General features: G+C 69.5%; 22 protein-coding genes and 1 riboswitch. Of the genes, 11 read left to right on the top strand and 11 right to left on the bottom strand.

All coding sequences use genetic code 11. The annotated features are described in order from the left end of the window. The first annotated feature begins 1 nt into the window (after position 1). Positions 2-454: a VOC family protein gene (locus ACEWX3_RS05295; RefSeq protein WP_374158862.1), complete on the top strand. Its 453-nt coding sequence runs from the start codon at positions 2-4 to the stop codon at positions 452-454. Here ACEWX3_RS05295 and ACEWX3_RS05290 read toward each other — a convergent pair. From ACEWX3_RS05290 to ACEWX3_RS05280, 3 genes are all read right to left on the bottom strand, one after another. Next, positions 451-3,264, bottom strand: coding sequence for a family 1 glycosylhydrolase (locus ACEWX3_RS05290; RefSeq protein WP_374158861.1), 2,814 nt, complete (start codon positions 3,262-3,264; stop codon positions 451-453). The genes ACEWX3_RS05295 and ACEWX3_RS05290 overlap by 4 nt on opposite strands. A gap of 71 nt (positions 3,265-3,335) precedes the next feature. Continuing rightward, on the bottom strand, positions 3,336-5,015 hold the full coding sequence (locus ACEWX3_RS05285; protein WP_374158860.1) for a 4Fe-4S binding protein: 1,680 nt from the start codon (positions 5,013-5,015) through the stop codon (positions 3,336-3,338). A 25-nt stretch (positions 5,016-5,040) separates the two neighbouring features. Continuing rightward, positions 5,041-6,069 carry a diiron oxygenase gene (locus tag ACEWX3_RS05280; RefSeq protein ID WP_207065783.1) on the bottom strand — a complete coding sequence of 343 codons (1,029 nt, stop codon included), beginning with the start codon at positions 6,067-6,069 and terminating at the stop codon, positions 5,041-5,043. Positions 6,070-6,264: 195 nt separating this feature from the next. On the opposite strand from ACEWX3_RS05280, the gene serC reads away from it, so the two are divergent. Next, positions 6,265-7,389 carry a phosphoserine transaminase gene (gene serC, locus ACEWX3_RS05275; protein ID WP_221354487.1) on the top strand — a complete coding sequence of 375 codons (1,125 nt, stop codon included), beginning with the start codon at positions 6,265-6,267 and terminating at the stop codon, positions 7,387-7,389. An 89-nt stretch (positions 7,390-7,478) separates the two neighbouring features. Next, positions 7,479-8,279, top strand: a complete 801-nt coding sequence (gene sepH, locus ACEWX3_RS05270) for a septation protein SepH (RefSeq protein ID WP_207065785.1) — start codon at positions 7,479-7,481, stop codon at positions 8,277-8,279. Here the strand turns inward: sepH and ACEWX3_RS05265 are convergent. Then, positions 8,247-8,534: a DUF2537 domain-containing protein gene (locus tag ACEWX3_RS05265; protein ID WP_207065786.1), complete on the bottom strand. Its 288-nt coding sequence runs from the start codon at positions 8,532-8,534 to the stop codon at positions 8,247-8,249. The two genes, sepH and ACEWX3_RS05265, sit on opposite strands and share 33 nt — an antisense overlap. A 9-nt stretch (positions 8,535-8,543) precedes the next feature. Continuing rightward, a complete protein-coding gene (locus ACEWX3_RS05260; RefSeq protein WP_207065787.1) occupies positions 8,544-9,374 on the bottom strand; it encodes an RNA methyltransferase in 831 nt (276 codons plus the stop codon). Between the two features lie 80 nt (positions 9,375-9,454). On the opposite strand from ACEWX3_RS05260, the gene ACEWX3_RS05255 reads away from it, so the two are divergent. Next, complete coding sequence (locus tag ACEWX3_RS05255; RefSeq protein ID WP_207065788.1) at positions 9,455-9,724, top strand: DUF2530 domain-containing protein; 270 nt, start codon at positions 9,455-9,457, stop codon at positions 9,722-9,724. 11 nt (positions 9,725-9,735) lie between these two features. Then, positions 9,736-10,188, top strand: coding sequence for an SRPBCC family protein (locus tag ACEWX3_RS05250; RefSeq protein WP_207065789.1), 453 nt, complete (start codon positions 9,736-9,738; stop codon positions 10,186-10,188). Here ACEWX3_RS05250 and ACEWX3_RS05245 read toward each other — a convergent pair. Beyond that, positions 10,185-11,255, bottom strand: a complete 1,071-nt coding sequence (locus ACEWX3_RS05245) for a DUF3027 domain-containing protein (RefSeq protein ID WP_207065790.1) — start codon at positions 11,253-11,255, stop codon at positions 10,185-10,187. The genes ACEWX3_RS05250 and ACEWX3_RS05245 overlap by 4 nt on opposite strands. A gap of 70 nt (positions 11,256-11,325) precedes the next feature. On the opposite strand from ACEWX3_RS05245, the gene ACEWX3_RS05240 reads away from it, so the two are divergent. Beyond that, positions 11,326-13,044 carry an MFS transporter gene (locus ACEWX3_RS05240; RefSeq protein WP_374158859.1) on the top strand — a complete coding sequence of 573 codons (1,719 nt, stop codon included), beginning with the start codon at positions 11,326-11,328 and terminating at the stop codon, positions 13,042-13,044. Further along, entirely contained in the window at positions 13,041-13,535 is a 495-nt protein-coding gene (locus tag ACEWX3_RS05235; protein WP_207065792.1) for a DUF2771 domain-containing protein, read from the top strand. Before ACEWX3_RS05240 ends, ACEWX3_RS05235 begins: the two co-directional genes overlap by 4 nt. Here the strand turns inward: ACEWX3_RS05235 and ACEWX3_RS05230 are convergent. Then, entirely contained in the window at positions 13,520-14,536 is a 1,017-nt protein-coding gene (locus ACEWX3_RS05230) for a glutathione S-transferase family protein (protein ID WP_374158858.1), read from the bottom strand. The genes ACEWX3_RS05235 and ACEWX3_RS05230 overlap by 16 nt on opposite strands. Positions 14,537-14,654: 118 nt before the next feature. Next, on the bottom strand, positions 14,655-15,065 hold the full coding sequence (locus ACEWX3_RS05225; RefSeq protein WP_152518660.1) for a cold-shock protein: 411 nt from the start codon (positions 15,063-15,065) through the stop codon (positions 14,655-14,657). Positions 15,066-15,211: 146 nt separating this feature from the next. On the opposite strand from ACEWX3_RS05225, the gene ACEWX3_RS05220 reads away from it, so the two are divergent. The 4 genes from ACEWX3_RS05220 (at position 15,212) to ACEWX3_RS05205 (ending at position 18,828) form a co-directional block, all read left to right on the top strand. Further along, positions 15,212-15,616 (top strand): YccF domain-containing protein, encoded by a 405-nt coding sequence (locus ACEWX3_RS05220; RefSeq protein ID WP_152518661.1) that lies wholly within the window; start codon positions 15,212-15,214, stop codon positions 15,614-15,616. Then, on the top strand, positions 15,613-16,686 hold the full coding sequence (gene moaA / locus ACEWX3_RS05215) for a GTP 3',8-cyclase MoaA (protein ID WP_207065794.1): 1,074 nt from the start codon (positions 15,613-15,615) through the stop codon (positions 16,684-16,686). Before ACEWX3_RS05220 ends, moaA begins: the two co-directional genes overlap by 4 nt. Before the next feature lie 3 nt (positions 16,687-16,689). Then, on the top strand, positions 16,690-16,965 hold the full coding sequence (locus ACEWX3_RS05210; protein ID WP_207065795.1) for a MoaD/ThiS family protein: 276 nt from the start codon (positions 16,690-16,692) through the stop codon (positions 16,963-16,965). A 244-nt stretch (positions 16,966-17,209) separates the two neighbouring features. Further along, positions 17,210-17,421: riboswitch (cyclic di-AMP (ydaO/yuaA leader) on the top strand. A gap of 9 nt (positions 17,422-17,430) precedes the next feature. After that, positions 17,431-18,828 (top strand): transglycosylase family protein, encoded by a 1,398-nt coding sequence (locus tag ACEWX3_RS05205; protein ID WP_374158857.1) that lies wholly within the window; start codon positions 17,431-17,433, stop codon positions 18,826-18,828. A 58-nt stretch (positions 18,829-18,886) separates the two neighbouring features. Here ACEWX3_RS05205 and ACEWX3_RS05200 read toward each other — a convergent pair whose 3' ends face one another. The 3 genes from ACEWX3_RS05200 to moaC are packed head-to-tail and all read right to left on the bottom strand — an operon-like array spanning position 18,887 to position 20,267. Next, positions 18,887-19,312 carry a molybdenum cofactor biosynthesis protein MoaE gene (locus ACEWX3_RS05200; protein WP_221354465.1) on the bottom strand — a complete coding sequence of 142 codons (426 nt, stop codon included), beginning with the start codon at positions 19,310-19,312 and terminating at the stop codon, positions 18,887-18,889. Then, positions 19,309-19,788, bottom strand: coding sequence for a molybdenum cofactor biosynthesis protein B (locus tag ACEWX3_RS05195; protein WP_207068866.1), 480 nt, complete (start codon positions 19,786-19,788; stop codon positions 19,309-19,311). Before ACEWX3_RS05195 ends, ACEWX3_RS05200 begins: the two co-directional genes overlap by 4 nt. Further along, positions 19,785-20,267, bottom strand: coding sequence for a cyclic pyranopterin monophosphate synthase MoaC (moaC, locus tag ACEWX3_RS05190; protein ID WP_374158856.1), 483 nt, complete (start codon positions 20,265-20,267; stop codon positions 19,785-19,787). Before moaC ends, ACEWX3_RS05195 begins: the two co-directional genes overlap by 4 nt. Positions 20,268-20,269 lie beyond the last annotated feature (2 nt).

The following is a 20,269-nucleotide window of genomic DNA, read 5'->3' as shown; positions in this document are numbered from 1 at the left end:
CATGGCGATCGACAACACCCCGATGCTCGTGCCGCACCTCGTCGTCGACGGCGCCGCTGCCGCGCTCGACTTCTACGCCAAGGCGTTCGGCGCCGAGGAGATGGCCCGGTTGCCCGGGCCCGGCGGCAAGCTCATGCACGCTGCGTTCCGGATCAACGGACACATGGTGTTCGTCAACGATGACTTCCCCGAGTTCTGCGACGGTCGGTCGAGCGCGCCGACGGCACTGGGTGGCACGCCGGTGACGGTGCACCTGCACGGTCCCGACGTCGACGCCAGGTTCCAGCGGGCGGTCGATGCCGGCGCCACTGTCGTCAGCCCACTCGAGGAGATGTTCTGGGGCGACCGCTATGGGGTCGTCCGGGACCCCTTCGGCCACCACTGGTCGCTGGCCGAGACCGTGCGTGAGGTGGACATGGACCAGGTCCTCGCGGAGATGAGCGCCGACGGTTAGTCGGGCAGGTACTGCTCGAGCAACCACCACGGCAGTGCGTTGGATTTCGTGATGCCGCTGAGCGCCGCGATGCTCGCCGGCTTCGGTGTCCGCTCGAACTCGGGGGTCTGCGGGTCGGATCCGTAGAGACCGAATTGGAGGTCGTAGCCGTCGGCCCACTCCAGGTTGTCGACGAACGACCAGTAGGTGTAGCCGCGGATGTCGGTTCCGTGGGCCACCAGATCCTGCACCACCACGATGTGGTTGACCAGGTAGGACGGTCGCTTGCTGTCGTCGTCGTCGGCGATGCCGTTCTCGGTGATCCACAACGGTTTGCCGTAGGACGCCGCGACCTCGAGGACCTCGCGGAATCCGCCCGGATCGGTCGGCTGGTTGAAGTCGCTGCAGGTCGGCGACTCCGCCGAGCAGCGGATGGGGAACCCGCGCAGGAACGGGAACCCCGGCACCGGAGCGACGCCGAAGCCGAACATCGGCTGCGACCCGTAGTACTGCACGCCCAGGAAGTCGACCTTGTCGGCCATGTGGGCGAAGAACTCGCCGTCGTCCCGGACGCCGTCGAAGTCGACGTCGACCCAGCCGTCGATGACCGCGTTGGGGAACCAGCCGTTGTAGTAGTGGTTCCAGGCGTCGGCGGCCTGCACGTCCAACCGGTTCGCCGCGTTGGCCGGCCGCGCCGGGATCATGTTGTGGGTGAACCCGACGAACGCCGCGGGCCCGTCAGCGGCGGCCACGGTGGTGTCCCAGGCGTGGATCGCGTCGTAGGCCGCGACGTGGCCGATGGCCTGGTTGACCAGGAACGTCGAGGCCAGGTCGGGGCGCAGGACCCCGGGCGGCCAGTTGGGCACCACCCACGGGATCGCCAGGAACTCGGTCAGCACCGGCGAGAAGGGTTCGTTGACCGTGGCCCAGTTGTCCACCTGGTCGCCGTACTTCCACGCGAGGTACGCCGCGTACTTCTCGAACTCCTGCGGCGTCGTCGACGACAGCCATCCGGCGGCCGGTGCCGGCAGCCCCAACTGGATCAACGGGCGGGCGACGATCGGGTCGTGCACCCACAGCGGCAGCGTGAAGTGGTTGACCGTCACCATCGGCTCGAGCCCGTGTGCGCGCAACGCGTCGAGCACCGCCCGGTAGTGGGCGACCTCGCCCTGATCGGCGAGCGCGTCGAGAGCCTGCAGGTCCGAGAGGCTGACGGTGCCGTTTTCGTCGGAGGTGTCGACGGCGGCGGTGGAGTTGGGGAAGATGCGGCTCCACTCGATGCCGATGCGGAAGGTGTTCATGCCGAGCTCGTCACGGGCCAGCGCCGCGTCATCCTCGTAGGACACGTAGGCTCCCGGCCCGTTCTCGGGGACGCCGCCCACGAGCCCGAGCAGCCGGTTCAGCGGGTCGTGCACCCAGCGGTACCAGTCCGATGCCGGGTCGACCGGGGAGCCCGGACCGCCCTCGGCCTGGAACCCCGAATGGGCGACACCCCAACGGAACTCGTCGGGGAACGTGAGATCGATGCCGGCGACGGGCTCGACGGTGACGGTGATGGTGCGCTCGATGCGGTCTCCGCCGCCGGGATAGAGAAGCTCACCGACGATCGGCACGAACTTCAGTAGCCCGAACAGACCGTGCACGTGCAGTCCGGCGTGCTCGTCGCTGACGAGCACGGTGAACGTGTCGGTTCCGCCCAGCGCGGCCGTCGCGTTCATCGGTCGGTAGACGAAACCCCCGTCGGCGTCGACGGTCACCGTGCCGCCGTTGAGAGGTCTTCCGATGACGGTGTAGGTCAGTTCGTCGCCGTCGGCGTCCTCGACGCCCACATTGCCGGTCACCACCACCTCACCGTCGACGGTGAGGCTCTGGGTGTACGGCAACGGGTTGGCCACGACACTGGGTGTGGAGTTGAAGAACTCCCGGCGCACCCAGGCGAGCAGTCCCCACGCCGCCGGGTCCGCCGAGGGGGCGGGCGGACCGGCGGTGAACGGCCGGAACACCGCGTCGACCACGCTGGTGATGAGGTCCTTGACGTAGGTCAGCCCGGTGCGCAGGTCGAACGCCGTGGGCCACGGCCGCCAGGAGGGCACCACGGGGTCGACCACGGCCGCTGCGGTGTCGGCGGTGTCGGCCATGGCGACCGTGGCGGAAGCGTGCCGCTCGCCGGCGATCGACGCGGCCGCCGTGTCACTCTCGATGGGCGCCGTCGGAACGAGGTCACTGTCGGTCACCGCGGCGCCGACCTCGTCGACGGGTGCGGTCTGCGCAGTGAGCCTGGCCGCGGCCGGCGATTCGTCGGTCCCGTCGATGTCGCCGGAGACGTCGCCGCCCCCGGGTTCGTCGGGTTCCTGGGCCTTTTCGACGTCCGGCGCATCCCCGCCGACGTCGGTCACGTCTTCGGCGAGCGGCCTCTCCTCGACGGTGCCGTCATCGTCGACGAGCTCGTCGTCATCGTCGACGAGCTCGTCGTCGACGGCGGGCACGGCCCCGCCGGCTGCATCGTGGCCGCTCGCGTCATCGACGCCGACGTCGATCTCCTCGTCGGGGATGTCCTCTTCGGCGAGGTGACCGTCGAAGTCGTCGGCGGTGCCGGTGTCTGCGGCGTCGATGTCGTTGGCCTCGCTGCCGGCGTCCCGCGGCGACCCCGTATCCGGGGGTGAGCCATCGCGGCCAGACGACGCGGACGTCGCCGGGGACTCCGCCGCGGCGGCCGGCCCGTCGGAATCCTCACTCGCCCATGCGACGCCGGTACCCGTGAGCACCGCGGCCCCGACACCCAGGGCCACCGCCAGGCTCCCGACCCGGCCGACGAACTGCGCAGCATTCATCCCCACTGCTTACCGCTGCCGGAGCCCTCGGGCAGGGCCTTTGGTGAAAGACGTTCAGCGGTGAAAGAGGTTCAGCGCAGCAGGCCGGCGAGCAGGCGCTGGTGCAGGGGCCGGCTCGGTGCGTCGGCGGCGGCGTCGAGCATGTCGGTCACCGCGGTGAACTTGTCCCGCGGGCGGGTGGCCCCGCCTCGGGTCCGCTCGGCGTCGTCGATCGCGGCCCAACCCCGGGCGTCGACCACGTCGGGTTTACGACCACGCACGAATCGGCCGATCGCCCCGGGCTTGTGGTGGGGGTCGCGCAGCCGACCCTCGTTGTAATCGGCCACCAGGTTGTGCACCGTCTCCGCGGCACACGACTTGTTGGTCCCGATGAAGCCCGTGGGCCCGCGCTTGATCCAGCCCGCCACGTACGTCCCGGCCACCGGCCGCTCCGACGCCGGTTCGAGTACCCGACCACCCGCGTTGGGCACCACGGCATTTTCGTCGTCGAACGGCAGCGCGGGGATGGCTTTGCCCCGGTAGCCGATGGAGGTCAACACCAAGCCGGCCGGCATCTGCTCGACCTGATCGGATCCAGTCACGGTGAACTCGACACCCGTGGCCTCGGTGTCGCCGAGCACCCGCGCGGGTGTCAGTCCGTAGGCGAGCCGGATGCGTGGCCGCGTGATCGGCGTGCTCGCCGATCCGAGCTTCGACAAGACCTCGAGCTTGTTGCGGGTCAACGCGTCGGTGGTGGCGGCCAGGTCGGCCAGAACGCGGTCGTGGTCGAGCGCATCGAGAACCACCTCGCAGGTAGAGGTCAGTCCGATCAGCTCTGGCAGCGTGAACGCCGAAGCCGCCGGCCCCCGGCGGGCCGCGATCACCACTTCCTGCACCTGCGACGCACGCAGCGCGGTCAGCGCGTGATCGGCGATGTCCGTGCACGCCAGCGTGTCCGGGTCGGCGGTCAGGATCCGCCCGACGTCCAGCGCGACGTTCCCGTTGCCGATGATGACGACGCGGTCACCGCTGAGGTTGACGGGGAGGTCGATGTAGTCGGGATGCCCGTTGTACCAGGCCACGACCTCGGTGGCAGTGGCTGTTCCGGGCAGGTCCATGCCCTCGACCTGAAGGCGCTTGTCGTTGGGTGCGCCGACCGCGTAGAGCACCGCGTGGTGGTGCTCGAGCAACTCATCGTGAGTGATGTCGGACCCCACCTCGACGTTCAGGTAAAACCCGAAACCGTCCTTGGCGGCGATCCTGTCGAACAGCCCGGTGACCCGTTTGGTGGTCTGATGATCGGGCGCGACACCGGCGCGGACCAGTCCGTAGGGAGTCGGCAGCTTCTCGAAGACGTTGACTTGCACGCCTTCCTGGGTCAGCAACTCATCGGCGGCGTACATGGCCGCCGGACCGGAGCCCACCACGGCCACCCGAAGTGGCCCACCGGGCCGTCGATACACCACCGGCGCGTCGAGCACCGGCGCCAGCTTCGACGTCGGTGGCAGCTTGCCCTCCCGCTTGGGGTAGAACGACGCGTTCAGCTCGATGAACGGCAACTGCTCGGGTGTCAGTTTCGTGTCGGGTGCGATGGCGCCGACCGGGCATGCGCTGACGCAGGCGCCGCAGTCCACACAGGCGGCCGGGTCGATGTAGAGCATCTCCGCGGTGGCGAAGCCCGGCTCGTCGGGTGACGGGTGGATGCAGTTCACCGGGCAGGCGTAGACGCACGACCCGTCGCTGCAACACGACTGGGTGATGACGTGTGGCATGAAGGAACCTCGGTGGGTCTTCCGGTTACGCGACCGGCGCCAGGTGCTGGCGCTGCGGCTCGCTGCGGTACCGGCTGGCCTTGCCGTCGATCCGGCAGATCCGCCACATCAACTTGGCCAGCGGGTTCATCAGGCCGGTGTCCTCGGCGAGCATGCGAACGTCACCGAACATGTCCCGCAACATCTTCCGCGAACCGGGCGACTTGAAGAAGATCTCCTTGCGCACTGAGCGCGGAATGTCGAATTCCTTCCAGAACGCGCGCGGCGGCACGATGATGGCCGAGCACAGCACGCGCATCACGACCGGGACGTACAGCGACAGCCAGAACCGCTTGCGGCGGGGCAGGTCGGGCACCCGCTTGCGCAGGTATTCGTGAGCGAACGAGATGTGGCGGGCTTCCTCGGCGACGTGGATCGCCATCACCCGCTCCATGATCGGATGCAGGGACTTGCCCTCGCGGAGCACGTTCTTCTGCGTGTGGTCGATCGGCTCCTCGCCGGCGAGGATGCCGAACCAGAACGGGATCGGCAGCGGCCCGGCTACCAACGGGATGGCCGGCTGGATCCACTTCAGCAGCCGCGGCATGCCCGGCACGTCGGCACCGATGTGGTTGACCATCTCCTGGAACATCATCGTGTGGTTGCACTCTTCGACCGCCTCGTGCAGGCAGTAGCGGTATTCCGGTGATCCGTTCGGGACCCAGAAGGCGTATTCCATCAGCCCGCGGATCAGGATCGATTCGAAGTGCAGGCCGACCTTGGCCACGTTGGCCTGCCGCCACATCCCGATCTCGATCTGCCGCTCGACCGGCTGCGACTGGTACCACGGGTGCTGGCCGATCGGATCCGTCGCAGGCAGGATCCAGCGTTCGTCGTTGGGGATGACGGCAAACTCGGGCGAATCCCAGTCGATGTCGGTGTAGGGGTTGAAATTGCGCCGCACCGACCCCTCGGACAGGGTGTTGAGCATGTCGACGTACTCGGTGTCGTCGAGGACGTCCATGTTCTTGCGCCAGCGCCGGATGACGCGCGTCCTTGCGGTCTTGACAGCCATTGCAGCCTCCCGTGCCGTTTTACATTCGTCTGCTCGCTGTCCAGTAACAGTACCCACGGTCCCAGGAATTAACCAGGCCCTTTTCCATGCTGTGCCCTAGCCGGGTTATCCACATCACATGTGTCCCAAATCACAGTAGTGGTCGTGGGGTGCCCGCATCCTGAGGGGTCGATGGCCGGTTCTAGGCTTGCAACCATGGCCGACGCCCCGACTTCGCTGACCATCCCGACCGAGCTCAAGCCCGCCGACGGTCGATTCGGGTGCGGACCGTCCAAGGTCCGCCCCGCACAGCTGCAGGCGCTGGCCGCGGCCGGTGACCTGTTCGGCACCTCACACCGCCAGGCGCCGGTCAAGAACCTCGTGGGCAGAGTCCGCGACGGCCTGCGTCAGCTCTTCTCCCTGCCCGACGGCTATGAGGTGATCCTCGGCAACGGTGGCTCGACAGCGTTCTGGGATGCCGCCGCGTTCGGTCTGATCGACACCCGCTCGCTGCACCTGACCTACGGGGAATTCAGCGCCAAGTTCGCCTCGGCGGTGGCCAAGAACCCGTTCGTCGGCGACCCGATCGTGGTCAAGGCCGACCCGGGCGGCGCACCCGATCCGGTCAGCGACCCGTCGGTCGACCTCATCGCCTGGGCGCACAACGAGACCTCGACCGGTGTCGCGGTGCCGGTGCACCGCCCGCAGGGGGCCGGCGACGCCCTGATCGCGATCGACGCGACGTCCGCGGCGGGTGGCCTGCCCGTCGACATCACCGAAGCCGACGCCTACTACTTCGCACCGCAGAAGAACTTCGCCGGCGACGGCGGGCTGTGGATCGCGCTGATGTCCCCCGCTGCGCTCGCCCGGGTGGAGAAGGTGGCCGCGGCGGGGCGCTGGGTGCCGGACTTCCTCTCGCTGCCCATCGCGATCGAGAACAGCGTCAAGAACCAGACCTACAACACCCCGGCCATCGCCACGCTGATCCTGCTCGCCGAGCAGATCGACTGGCTGCTCGGCAACGGCGGGCTGGAGTGGGCAACCAAACGCACCGCCGACTCTTCGGCGCGGCTCTACGCCTGGGCCGAGGCGACCGAGTACACGACCCCGTTCGTCGCCGATCCCGCGCTGCGCTCGCAGGTGGTCGGCACCGTCGACTTCGCCGACCACGTCGACGCGTCCGCGGTGGCCAAGGTCCTGCGCACCAACGGCATCGTCGACACCGAGCCCTACCGCAAGCTGGGCCGCAACCAGCTGCGCGTCGGCATGTTCCCCGCGGTGGAGCCCGACGACGTCAGCGCGCTGACTCAGTGCATCGACTGGGTTGTCCAGCGTTTGTAGCCGACCGCCGCGTGTCACCTCGGTTACGGACTGATAACACAGTAGGGTGACCAAAACATCGGGCCTGCGACAGCCCGGAGGAGGTCGACATGCGGGAGCTCAAGGTCGTCGGACTCGACGTCGACGGCAGGCGGATCATCTGCGAGACCGACGACTCCACCGAGAAGTTCGTGCTGCGCTCCGATGACCGGCTCAAGGCCGCGGTCCGTGGCGACAGAGTCGGCTCGAACCAAACCACGATCGATGTCGAGGTCCACAACGTGCTGCGCCCCAAGGACATTCAAGCCAGGATCCGCGCCGGAGCCTCCGTCGAGCAGATCGCCTCGGCCTCGGGCGCCGACATCGAGCGGGTGGAGCGCTTCGCGCATCCGGTGCTGTTGGAGCGCTCCCGCGCCGCGGAGCTGGCCACGGCCGCGCACCCGATCCTGGCCGACGGGCCGTCGGTGCTGACCCTGTTGGAGACGGTCACGACCGCACTCGTCGCGCGCGGGTTGAACCCGGACGACACCACGTGGGACGCCTGGCGCAACGAGGACGGCCGCTGGACGGTGCAGCTGGCGTGGAAGGCGGGGATGTCGGACAACGTCGCGCACTTCCGCTACGCCCCGGGCGCCCACGGTGGCACGGTGTCGGCCTTCGACGACGCCGCCTCGCAGCTCATCGACCCCGACTTCAGCCGGCCCCTGCGCCCCCTGGCGCCGGTTCCCCAGCTGGCGCTCGAAGAACCCGAGCAGCCCGCCCACCCACCGGTCGAGCAGCACATCGAGCCGGAGGAAGAGCCCCAGCCGGCGCCCAAGCCTGCGCGTGCGCGCAAGAGCAAGGCGCGCCCGGCCGTCCCCGCCTGGGAGGATGTGCTGCTAGGCGTTCGCTCCAGCGGCGGCGAGCGTTAACAGCACTATCCATCCGCCCGCGACACCGATCCCGGATCCCAGCACGAACCACCGCCACACCGGTATCGCCCGCCAGCCCCACACCGTCGGCGCCAACCCGCCCACCGCGATGAGGTTGAGCCCCACCGCGAGCAACGGGTGCACCCGGGCCAGACCGATGCTCAGCACCACGATCGCCGTCCCGATGACCGCGGCGACGAAGGCTGCGACCGTCAGTCCCGTCGCCCACGGCGTGGCCTCCTCACGTGTCCTCATCGGCCGGTCCTATCCCCGGTCCCGCTCGTAGAACGCCAACGCCGCGGCCGTGGCCACGTTGAGTGAGTCGGTCCCCCGCGCCATCGGGATACGCACTCGCACGTCACTGGCGCGCATGGTGTGCTCCTGCAGGCCAGGGCCCTCCGCGCCGACGAGGATCGCCACCTTGCGGTCGGCCAGACCGTCCATGGCCTCGGCCAGACGCGGCGCGCCCTCATCGGGCGTCATCGCCAGTAACCGGAAGCCCGCATCGCGCAACACCTGCAGGTCAGCCGGCCATCGTGCAGCCCGCGCGAACGGGACGAGCAACGCGTGCCCCATCGACACCCGCACAGCGCGCCGGTACAGCGGGTCGGCGCACCCGCCGCCGAAGACCACCGCGTCCACCCCGAGGCCGGCGGCATTGCGGAAGATCGAGCCGAGGTTCTCGTGGTCGTTGACCCCTTCGAGAACGGCGATCGTCCTGGCCCCGTCGAGCACCTGGGCGACGCTCAGCTCCGCGGCCCGCGACGCCGACGCGAGAACCCCGCGGTTGAGATGGAACCCGACCACCTCGGCCATCACGTCGGCCTCGACCCGGTAGTAGGGCGCCGACACCCCGGGTAGGTCAGCGCCGAGTTCGGCGAGTCGCCGGTCGGTGCCGAGCAGCGCGCGGGGAGTGAACCGCGACGCCAGCATCCGCTGGACGACCAGGACGCCCTCGGCGATCACCAGACCCTTGCCACTGGGCAGGTCGGGCCTGCGGTCGACACTGTTGAGGTCACGGAAGTCGTCGAGCCGCGGGTCGGCGGGGTCGGTGACGTCGACGACGTTCAACTCGGACACGTGGTGAGCCGTCATGCGGCGACGGTGTGACCAGCGGCTATCACAGCCCCGACACTACCCAGTCGGCGCCGCACCCCGTGGGTTAGGTTGACGGCATGACCGAGGAGACGCCGGGCGCGGCGGCGGAGAATCCGCAGCCACCCGAGCTGCCGGCCGCGTTGCTCGACCCGCGGCCGGTCATCGTGGCCATCGCATGCGGGTGGCTACTTGCGCTGGTCCTGTCGTTCACCGTCGAGTCGCTGCACACCTGGCGGCCGATCACCATCGCAGGGCTGGGTGTGGGCGTGCTTGGCACGTCGATATTTCTGTGGCAACGTCACGCCGTGCGCCGCGGGAGCCGCGGCGCCCAGCACGGCCTCACCTGAAGGAGAAGCTCATGGCAGCGCCGCTGTTGCAGGCACAGATCGACATCAACGCACCCGTCTCGCGAGTATGGGAACTGGTGTCGGATTTGGGCAACATGCCGCGGTGGAGCCCCCAGTGCCGCCTGATGAAGCCACTCGGCGGCATGCGCCAGGGCGCCCGCACCGTCAACGTCAACCGGCGCGGACTGCTGTTCTGGCCCACCACCAGCCGCATCACCGAGCTCGTCCCCGAGAAGAAGCTGGCCTTCCGTGTCAACGAGAACGGCACCGTGTGGAGCTATGAGCTGCAGCCCACAGAAGCCGGCACGCGGCTGGTCGAGACGCGCCACGCCGAGAACGGCGTGAAGCCGATCTCGAACACGTTGGTCAACTCGTTCATGGGCGGGGTGCCCAGCTTCGAGCAGGAACTGATCGAAGGCATGAACTCATCGCTGGCCCGCATCAAGGCCGCGGCGGAGAACTAGTCGGGCTGCTGCCCAGCCTCGTCGGCGGGTTGCTCCGCGGCTGCGTCGGCGGGTTGCTCTGCCGCCGTCTCGGCGGGTTGCTCTGCCGCGTCGGCGGGTCGCTCTGCCGCCGCGTCGAGGGGTCGCTCTGCCGCCGCGTCGACGGGCTGCTCGACGGCCTCCTCCGCGGGCTGCTGCACCGCCTCGTCGGCCGGCTCCTCCGGGGCCTCTTCGACAGGCTGCGCCGCGGCTTCCTCGGCCGCGCGCGCACCCTCGTCGGTGACGTCGAGGACACCGTCGTCGTACGGGTCGTGCAGCGGCGAACCAGTTCCCGCCGGCGCCGGAGTGTCCGAGTGTGCGCCGCAACCGAATTCGGCGTCGACCACGTGACCGTCGGAGGCGAACTCGTTGGCGCACACGCCGAACATCAGACCGAGCTCGCCGCCCAGCGGAACGTAGAAGCCGCAGTCGCGACAAACCCGCCGGGTGGCGCGCGCCATCGACGCCCCCGGGCCGTGGTCGCCGTCGTGCCATCGCTGTGCCGCGTCCCGGCGGCCCCACAGGCTCAACACCCGACGCCGGCCGAGTCCGACCTCGGTGGCCACCTCGTCGACCATCGGGTCACCGGTCGCCACGTAGCCGGGCACCAGGCGTGGGTCGTCGGGCGGCGGGGCCAACAGATCGCCTGGACTCAGATCCCCCGGCCGGATCCGTTCCTCCCACGGCACCCATTTCGGCGCCAGCAGCGCCGTCGGGCCCGGGACGAGCACGACTTCACTGATGGTTGCGTGCTCGGCGCCGGGGCACGCGGCCACCACGACGGCCCATTGCCAACCGCGATACCCGGGCAGCTCGGCGAGGAATCGGTGTGTCGCCGACGTCGGGTCCTCGAACTCGGCGCCGAGATACTCCCCCACGGTGCCCTCGCCGCTGTGTTCCTCGATCGCCGCACGCGCCGCGTCGACGGCGCCGGTCAGCACCGACTGCAGCCCGGGTGCGACGTCTCCGGACCACGGCGCGGTCACCGGCTCGGGGCCGGTGGCGCTCTGAGTCAGGTCCTGGTGAGAGGGTTCGGTCACGCTGTCCATTGCCCTCAATCTTGCCCGAAGGACACAACGACAAGCCACACCGGTTGCCCTTGCGCACCCTGTCGGCTCGATGAGGGAGAATCGACACGTGACCGGAGCGCGGCGTGATCCCCGGGACCCTGAGGGTCGGCAGGGTGGGCGCTACTACCCACCGCGCCCCCCGGCCGACGAGCACCCCGGCATGGCCAACTACCCCAGCGATCCCGGCCTGAACCCGGGTCTGCGCAGGCCGCGCCGCACCGGTCCGGATCGGCACAGCGACAATCGGTGGCTGCCGCCCCTCGATGAAAGCTCGCGCCATCGCGCCTCCGCGGAGGGCAGCTACGACGGCTCCGACGGCCGGTTGGGAACCGCCGACAAGATCACGGTGACGCGTGCCGCGGCCCATCGCAGCCGCGAGATGGGCTCGAAGATGTACGGCCTGGTGCACCGGGCCGCGACCGCCGACGGCGCCGACAAGTCGGGGCTGACGGCGCTGACCTGGCCCGTGGTCGCGAACTTCGCGGTGGACGCGGCGATGGCCGTCGCATTGGCGAACACGCTGTTCTTCGCCGCCGCCACCGGCGAGAGCAAGAGCCGCGTCGCGCTGTATCTGCTCATCACGATCGCGCCGTTCGCGGTCATCGCCCCGCTGATCGGACCGGCCCTCGACCGGCTGCAGCACGGCAGGCGGGTGGCGTTGGCGGGCTCGTTCGTGCTGCGCACGGTGCTGGCGGTGGTGCTGATCGCGAACTACGACGGGGCGACGGGCTCCTTCCCGTCCTGGGTGCTCTACCCGTGTGCGCTGGGCATGATGGTGCTGTCCAAATCCTTCTCGGTCCTACGTGGCGCGGTGGCGCCGCGCGTACTGCCGCCGACGATCGACCTCGTGCGGGTGAACTCGCGACTGACCATGTTCGGACTGCTGGGCGGCACGATGGCCGGCGGCGCGGTGGCGGCGGCCGCCGAATGGGGGTTCAACCTGTTCCAGATGCCCGGCGCCCTCTACGTGGTGGTGGCGGTCACCATGGCCGGCGCGCTGTTCTCCATGCGGATCCCCAAGTGGGTCGAGGTCACCGAAGGCGAGGTACCCGCCACGCTGGGCTATCACGGCGGTTCCGGTGAGTTCCTCCGCGAGAGCGCGCCGTCCCGCTTCGGCAAGGCCCGCCAGCCGCTGGGCCGCAACACCATCACCGCACTGTGGGGAAATTGCACCGTCAAGGTGATGGTCGGTTTCCTGTTCCTGTACCCGGCTTTCGTCGCCAAAGCCCACGACGCCGGCGGGTGGGAACAGCTGCGGATCCTCGGCTTGATCGGAGCGGCCGCGGCGATCGGCAACTTCATCGGCAATTTCACCGCTGCCCGCATGAAGCTCGGTCATCCGGCGCAGCTCGTGGTGCGCTGCGCGATCGCGGTGACGGCGGCGGCGCTGGCGACCGCGGTGACCGGCAGTCTGTTGGTGGCGGCCGCGGCCACGCTCATCACCTCGGGTGCCAGTGCGATCGCCAAGGCGTCACTCGACGCGTCACTGCAGGATGATCTGCCCGAGGAATCGCGCGCGTCGGCGTTCGGTCGTTCGGAGTCGCTTCTGCAACTGGCGTGGGTCGCCGGCGGCGCCACCGGTGTGCTGATCTACACCGATCTGTGGGTGGGTTTCACCACGATCACCGCGGTTCTGATCCTCGGGTTGGCCCAGACGGTGCTGAGTTACCGCGGCGAGTCCCTGGTGCCCGGCTTCGGCGGTAACCGCCCGGTGCTGGCGGCGAAAGAAGGTGTGCGCGACGACGCGACGATGGTGACCGGAGAATGAAGCGGGGAGTCGCCGCGCTCGCGGCTGTGGCGCTGCTGGCCTCGATCGGTACCGCCGTGCTGGTGTGGCGGCTGTCCAGCGACAGCGATCCGCACCTTCCCGAGATCTCGGCCTACTCCCACGGAGAGCTGACCAGGGTGGGGCCGTACCGCGTGTGCGAGGTGCTCGACCCGACCGATTGTGTGGTTCCCGCCTCGCAGGGCGAGTTACCGGTGAGCGGTCGTCACCCCGTCCAGTTGTCGGTGCCGCAGGAGGTGGCGAAAGCACCGTGGGTGCTGCTGCGCGCCTTCGAGGACGGCGACCGCGTCGAGGAGTTCCGGCCCGCCAGCAGACTCGCCGTGACGATCCCGACGGTTGACCCGCAGTTGGGCCGGCTGCGGGGCATCGCCGTGCAGCTGCCGACGTTGGTGCGCGACCAGGATGGCAACGAATTCCCGGTGCCGCACGCGGAATGGTCGGTGCGCACCACCTGGGATCAGCCCGCCGAGTGACCCTCGGGGACCCGCTCCCCTTCCCGCGTCGGCCCGGGAGGCGTTCCGTCACCGAAAGGCTTGCCGCCCAGCGCTTCCCGCCCGTGGGGCGTCAGCCAGTTGGACAGGTCGGGGCCCTTCGGGACCACACCTGTGGGGTTGATGTCGCTGTGCACGAGGTAGTAGTGCTGCTTGATCTGGACGAAATCGATCGTGTCGCCGAAGCCGGGGGTCTGGAACAGATCGCGGGCGTAGGCCCACAACGCGGGGAACTCGGCGAGCTTCTGGCGATTGGTCTTGAAATGGCCGTGATACACCGGATCGAAGCGGGCCAGCGTGGTGAACAGCCGCACGTCCGCCTCGGTGATCGTGTCGCCGACCAGGAACCGCTGCCCGCTCAGACGCTCTTCGAGCCAGTCCAAGGCGGTGAACAACCGGTCATAGGCGCGCTCGTACGCCCGCTGCGACCCGGCGAAGCCGCAGCGGTAGACACCGTTGTTGATCTCGGTGTAGACCCGCTCGGCCACCTCGTCGATCTCGGCACGCAACGGCTCGGGATACAGCTGCGGCGCGCCGCCGCGGTGGTGGGCCGACCACTCGGTGGAGAAGTCCAAGGTGATCTGGGCGTAGTCATTGGTGACCACCTGACCGCTCTCGATCTCCACCATCGCGGGGACGGTCACCCCCTTGGGATAGTCGGGAATCCGAGCGTTGTACGCATCACGCAGGTAGTGGATGCCCAGCACCGGGTCGACCTCACCCGGATCCAGATCGAACGTCCAGCTGCGTTCGTCGTGGGTGGGACCACAGAACCCGATCGACAGCACGTCTTCCAGGCCGAGGAGGCGGCGCACGATGATGGTTCGGTTGGCCCACGGGCACGCCCTGGCGACGATCAAGCGGTAGCGGCCGGGCTCGACGGGATAGCCGTCCCTGCCGTCGGCGGTGATACGGGTGTCGATGTAGTCGGTGTCCCGATTGAATTCGCCGTCGGAGCTCGACGGGTCGGCCACATAGCTCATGGGGTTCTTTCTACCCCCGCCGAGTCCGAACCAATTGCGCGCAGAGAGTCCGACTCTCCCGAGGTTCGGTCTCGCCGGCTCTCCCCGGCAGCCGCATCAGGCTCGCCGGACCCGCGTTTCAGGCGTCGAGCTCCCGAGCGACAGCCCGCACGACCTCGGAGACCCGGCGGGCCACCTTGCGGTCCGGGTAGCGGCCCTTGCGCAGTTCCGGCTGTACTGCACCCTCGAGCAGCGTGATCATGTCCTCGACCATGCCGTGCAGTTCGTCGGGGGTGTGCTTGTGCTCGGCGGCGGCCGCTTCGCGACGGGTCCGCGACAGGCTCGGGGGCGGGTCGATCAGCTTCAGGCTCAGCGCCTGGGGTCCGCGCCGCCCGGCGGCCACGCCGAACTCGACGCGCTGCCCCGCCTTCAGGGCCTCCACACCGGCGGGCAACGCCGAGGACCGCACGTAGACGTCCTCACCGTCCTCTTGCGAGAGGAACCCGAAGCCCTTCTCGGCGTCGTACCACTTCACCCGGCCGGTCGGCACTGGTCTCACCTGCTTGTCTGTCTGAAGCCATAAAGTAAGCGCCCCCGCCTGCGCCGGGACGCGTTCGGCCCTGATCCTACTCGGACGCCGCGGCGGCCAGCATCCCCTTATGTCGGTAGGCTGGCCGTCACCGCTGGAGGAAGACGATGCGACTGATACTCAATGTCATCTGGTTGATCTTCGGCGGCCTGTGGCTGGCTTTGGGCTACCTACTGGCGGCGCTGATCTGCTTCGTGCTGATCATCACCATCCCCTTCGGTTTCGCGTCGTTGCGGATCGCGTTGTACGCGCTGTGGCCCTTCGGGCGCACGGTCGTCGACAAACCCGGTCCGCGGCCAGGCGCGTTGGTCGGCAACGTCATCTGGATCATCGTGGCCGGTGTGTGGCTGGCGATCGGCCACATCACCACCGCCATCGCGATGGCCATCACCATCATCGGCATCCCGTTGGCCGTGGCCAACCTGAAGATGATCCCGATCTCGCTGTGGCCGCTGGGCAAGGAGATCGTGCCCGTGGACGAACGCCACACCCCCGCCGGAGCCGCCCCGTGAGCGTCGTCGCACTCGGGGTGCCCAGCGTGCACCGGCAGGCATCGGACCCGGCTCCGCCGTGTCCGACCGAAGGACCCCTGATCGACACCTTCGGCCGGGTGGCCACAGACCTGCGTGTCTCGCTGACAGACCTGTGCAATCTGCGCTGCACGTACTGCATGCCGGCAGAGGGGCTGGACTGGATGCCGGGCGAGCAGAAACTGCATGCCGACGAACTGATCCGGCTTCTTCGTCTTGCCGTGACCCGCCTCGGCATCACCAGCGTCCGGTTCACCGGTGGTGAGCCGCTGGTGGTGCCGCACCTCGAGGACGTCGTGCGCGCCACCGCTCGGCTTCGTCCACGCCCGGAAATCACGTTGACGACCAACGGTGTCGGGCTGGCCGCTCGCGCCGAGGCGCTGGCCCATGCCGGGCTCAATCGCATCAACGTCTCGTTGGACACCGTCGACCCGGCCCGCTTCAAGGCCATCACCCGCCGCGACCGGCTCGACGACGTGCTGGCCGGGCTGCGCGCAGCCAGAGCGGCGGGACTGGACCCGGTCAAAGTCAACGCGGTACTCGATCCGGTCACCGGCCTCGACGACGCGGTGGCACTGCTGGGCTTCTGCCTTGACGAGGGGCTGCAACTGCGCATCATCGAACAGATGCCGCTCGACGCGGGGCACTCGTGGCAACGCGACCGGGCGTTGTCGGCCGATGAGGTGCTCGCCGCACTGCGGACGCACTTCACGCTGACCGAGGACCCGGCACCGCGCGGATCCGCCCCGGCGCAACTCTGGCAGGTACACCGGCGCGGGCAGATGGCTGGACGGGTCGGCATCATCGCGTCGGTCTCGCAGGCGTTCTGTGCCGCCTGTGACCGCAGCAGGCTCACCGCCGACGGACAGGTGCGCAACTGCCTGTTCGCGCGTGAGGAGACCGACCTGCGCGCGCTGCTGCGCTCGGGCGCTGACGACGACGCACTCGAAGCCGCGTGGCGCGCTGCGATGTGGGCCAAGGCGGCGGGCCACGGCATCAACGACCCGGGCTTCGTCCAACCGGACCGGCCGATGAGCGCGATCGGAGGCTAGGCGGTGCGAGCCGAGACCACCGACGCCGAGGCGCGGGTCACCGTCCGCTATTTCGCGGCGGCGCGCGCCGCGGCCGGTGTCGAGGACGAGACGATCACCGTGCCCGCCGGGACGACGGTGGGCGAGCTGGTAGAGACGCTGCACAACCGGGGCGCGGGGCTGTCGGCGGTGCTGGCACGGTGTTCGTACCTGTGCGACGGAGTTGCGGTGCGCGACTTGCAGACTGCGCTCGGCGACACCCAGACGGTCGACGTTCTCCCCCCGTTCGCCGGGGGTTGACGGCCCGCCGGGGCCAACCTATTCCGTGATTTGCGTCACATAACGGAATGGTCACGGCATGGCTACGGAGCGGTTGAGGCAACCCGCACCTGCAGGAACAACAGGCCGTGCTGGGCATTTAGAGTTTTATTAGTATTTGCCCCGGTCAGAAACGCCGACGGCGTCAAAAGGTGACGGGATTCTGGTGACCGATTACCGTTCAGAACCAGGCCATCGACCCCCACATCGCGATGGCCCTGCCGCGTGACCAACTGCGCCTAACTCCATCCGTTGGCGCGCGGGGACAACGAGACACCACCTGGATGGAGGCGGGGGACCCATCGGTCCGCCCACACAACGGGACCCGGAGCCACTGGCTCCTTGGGGTGAAGCCGTCGCCGTTTCGGCGACGACGGCCGGGCTACCTCTCCAGCCCGAACCCGACAGCTGACCTCGCAGGCGCCGACGAGAGGACGACGCACACCCATGAGTGGACGGCACCGCAAGCCCGCTTCTTCATCCGTCAACGTCGCCAAGATCGCCTTCACCGGTGCGGTCATCGGCGGTGGCGGCCTCAGCCTCGCCGGAGCTGGCCACGCCGGCGCAGCGACCGACGGCGAATGGGATCAGGTTGCCCGTTGTGAGTCCGGCGGAAACTGGGCGATCAACACCGGCAACGGCTACCACGGTGGCCTGCAGTTCTCCCCCAGCACCTGGTCCGGCCACGGTGGTGGCGAGTTCGCCCCGGCGGCCTACCTCGCCACCAAGGAAGAGCAGATCGCCGTCGCCGAGCGCGTCCTGGCTTCCCAGGGCAAGGGCGCCTGGCCCTCGTGCGGCGGGCCGCTCTCCGCCGCAACGCCGCGCAACGTCGTCGACGAGCCGCAGCCGCTCGACGCGCCCGCCGTCAACGGCGAGCTTCCGCCGCCTCCGCCGCTGGATCCGTTCGCGCCGCCGCCCCCGCCGGCCCCGGCCCCGTTCGACGCGCTGGCCGCTCCCCTGCCCGCGCCGGCCCCCGACGCGATGCCCCCGGCCCCCGCGCCCGTGGACGCCCCGCCGCCCGCTCCGGAGCCGCTGCCGGCTCCCGCCCCGATCGATGCGCTGGCCGCGCCGCTGCCCGCGCCGGCACCCGACGCGATGCCCCCGGCCCCCGCGCCGGTGGACGCGCCGCCGCCGGGTCCGGTCGAGCCGCTGGCCGCACCGCTGCCGAAATCGCAGGGTCCGCTGATGCTGGACGTGCCGATGCCGGCGACATCGGCTCCCGCCCCGGCCGTGGAGGTCGCCGGTGTGACTCCGGCCGAGGCCCCGGCTGCCGATGCGGTGATCGCCGCCTCCAACTGGGACACCGCCCCCGCCCCGGCCGACCAGCCGCAGGTGTGGTCGCTCGGCGTCGACGCACCGCTGCAACCGGCACCCGCCGTCCCGCCGATGCCTGCTCCGGCACCCGCTCCGGCCGCGGCACCCGCTCCGGCTGCGGCACCCGCTCCGGCTGCGGCGCCCGCTCCGGCGGATCCGCTGGCACCTCTCGCGCCGCTGGCCGCCGCGCCCGTCCCCGCTGAGGCGTACGACATCGCCAATCAGGCGATCAGCGGCGACCTGCCGGTTCCGGCCGAGGTTCCTCATCTGGTGAGCCCGGAGAACCTTCCTCCTGGCACGACCGTCGACCCCACCCAGGTGGCCAACGACAGCGCGAACGTCACCTACCTGAAGGAGATCTGGCACGCGATCCAGACCCAGGAGATCTCCGGGCGGGATGCGCTGCTGGCCTTGACGCAGCGGCCGATGACGACGCCGGAACCGGGTGCCATGTCGCCACAGGCACCAGCCCCGATGCCGACCGATCCGGCTGCCGCTCCGGCGCCTGCTCCGGTTCTGCCGCCCGCCTGATCAGGTGACTCCGCGAGGCGGAGTTGACCCACTCGTCGGCGCCGAACAGGTGACTCCGCTATGCGGAGTTGACCCACTCGTCGGTGCCGTCGGCGAAGAACTGGTGTTTCCACACCGGTAGCGACTCTTTGACGCGGTCGACCAGTCGTGCGCACGTCTCGAACGCGGCGCCCCTGTGGTCGGCGGCAACGGCGGCCACCAGCGCGGCGTCACCGATGTGCAGGACGCCGACCCGATGGCTGACCGCGACGGCGCGCACGCCGGCTGACTGCGCGGCGACCTCGGCAACCACATCGGCCAGCGTCTGCCCCGCGGACGGGTGCGCCGAGTACTCCAGACGGGTCACCAATCGTCCCCCGTCGTGGTCACGCACCACTCCGGCGAAAGCCACCACCGCGCCTGCAGCAGCGTGGGCGACCAGCGCCTCGTGTTCGGCTGAGTCGATGGGCTCGTCGGTCAGCGCGGCGCGCAACACGGCGCTCACCGGGAGTGGTCCTTGCCGCGGAGCTGATCAAGCGCGTGGTCCAGGACGTCGGCGAGCACGCCCAGCCCGTCCTTGACGCCTCCGAGCGATCCGGGCAGGTTCACGAGCAAGGTACGGCCGGCGACACCGCACACCCCGCGGGAGAGCACCGAGGTGGGTACATGGGGCAGCCCGGACCGGCGGATCGCGTCGGCGAGTCCCGGTATCTCGTAGTCGAGCAGTGCGGCGGTGATCTGGGGAGTCGAGTCGGTCGGCGAGATGCCGGTCCCTCCGGAGGTGATGATCACGTCGTGTCCGTCGGCCAGCGCAGCACGAAGGGCCGCGTCAACAGGCTCACCGTCAGCGACCACAACGGGGCCGGGGGTCGTGATACCTCGGGCGATGAGCCAGTCGGCGATCACCGGGCCGCAGCGGTCCTCGTAGATCCCCGACGACGCCCGCGTCGAGGCGATCACCACAAGTCCCGAGCGGGTCACCGCTCCCACTTACCCGTCTTGCCGCCCTCTTTGTGCAAAACCCGGATGTCGTCGATCTCGGCGGCCCGATCGACCGCCTTGATCATGTCGTAGACCGTCAGCGCCGCGACACTGACGGCGGTCAGCGCTTCCATCTCGACACCGGTGCGGTCGGTGGTCCGTACGGTCGCGGTGATGGCCACCGCGGCGGGGTCATCGTCTGCACCGACGGTGAAGTCGATGTCGACACCGGTGATCGCGAGTGGATGGCACAGCGGCACCAACTCGCTGGTGCGCTTGGCGGCCAGGATGCCGGCCACCCTGGCTGTGGCGAGGGCGTCGCCCTTGGGCAGGCCGTTCGCGGTGATCATCGCGACCACATCGGGACGGGTTCGCACCACGCCGGCCGCCACGGCCACCCGCTTGGTGACGTCCTTGGCCGACACGTCGACCATGTGCGCGGCACCGGTCTCGTCGAGGTGCGACAGGCCGTCCGGCACCG

This window comes from Mycobacterium sp. G7A2, assembly GCF_041902445.1.
Classification (GTDB): domain Bacteria; phylum Actinomycetota; class Actinomycetes; order Mycobacteriales; family Mycobacteriaceae; genus Mycobacterium.
Note: the sequence above shows the minus strand (reverse complement) of the source record. Positions and strands in the feature narration are given on the sequence as shown.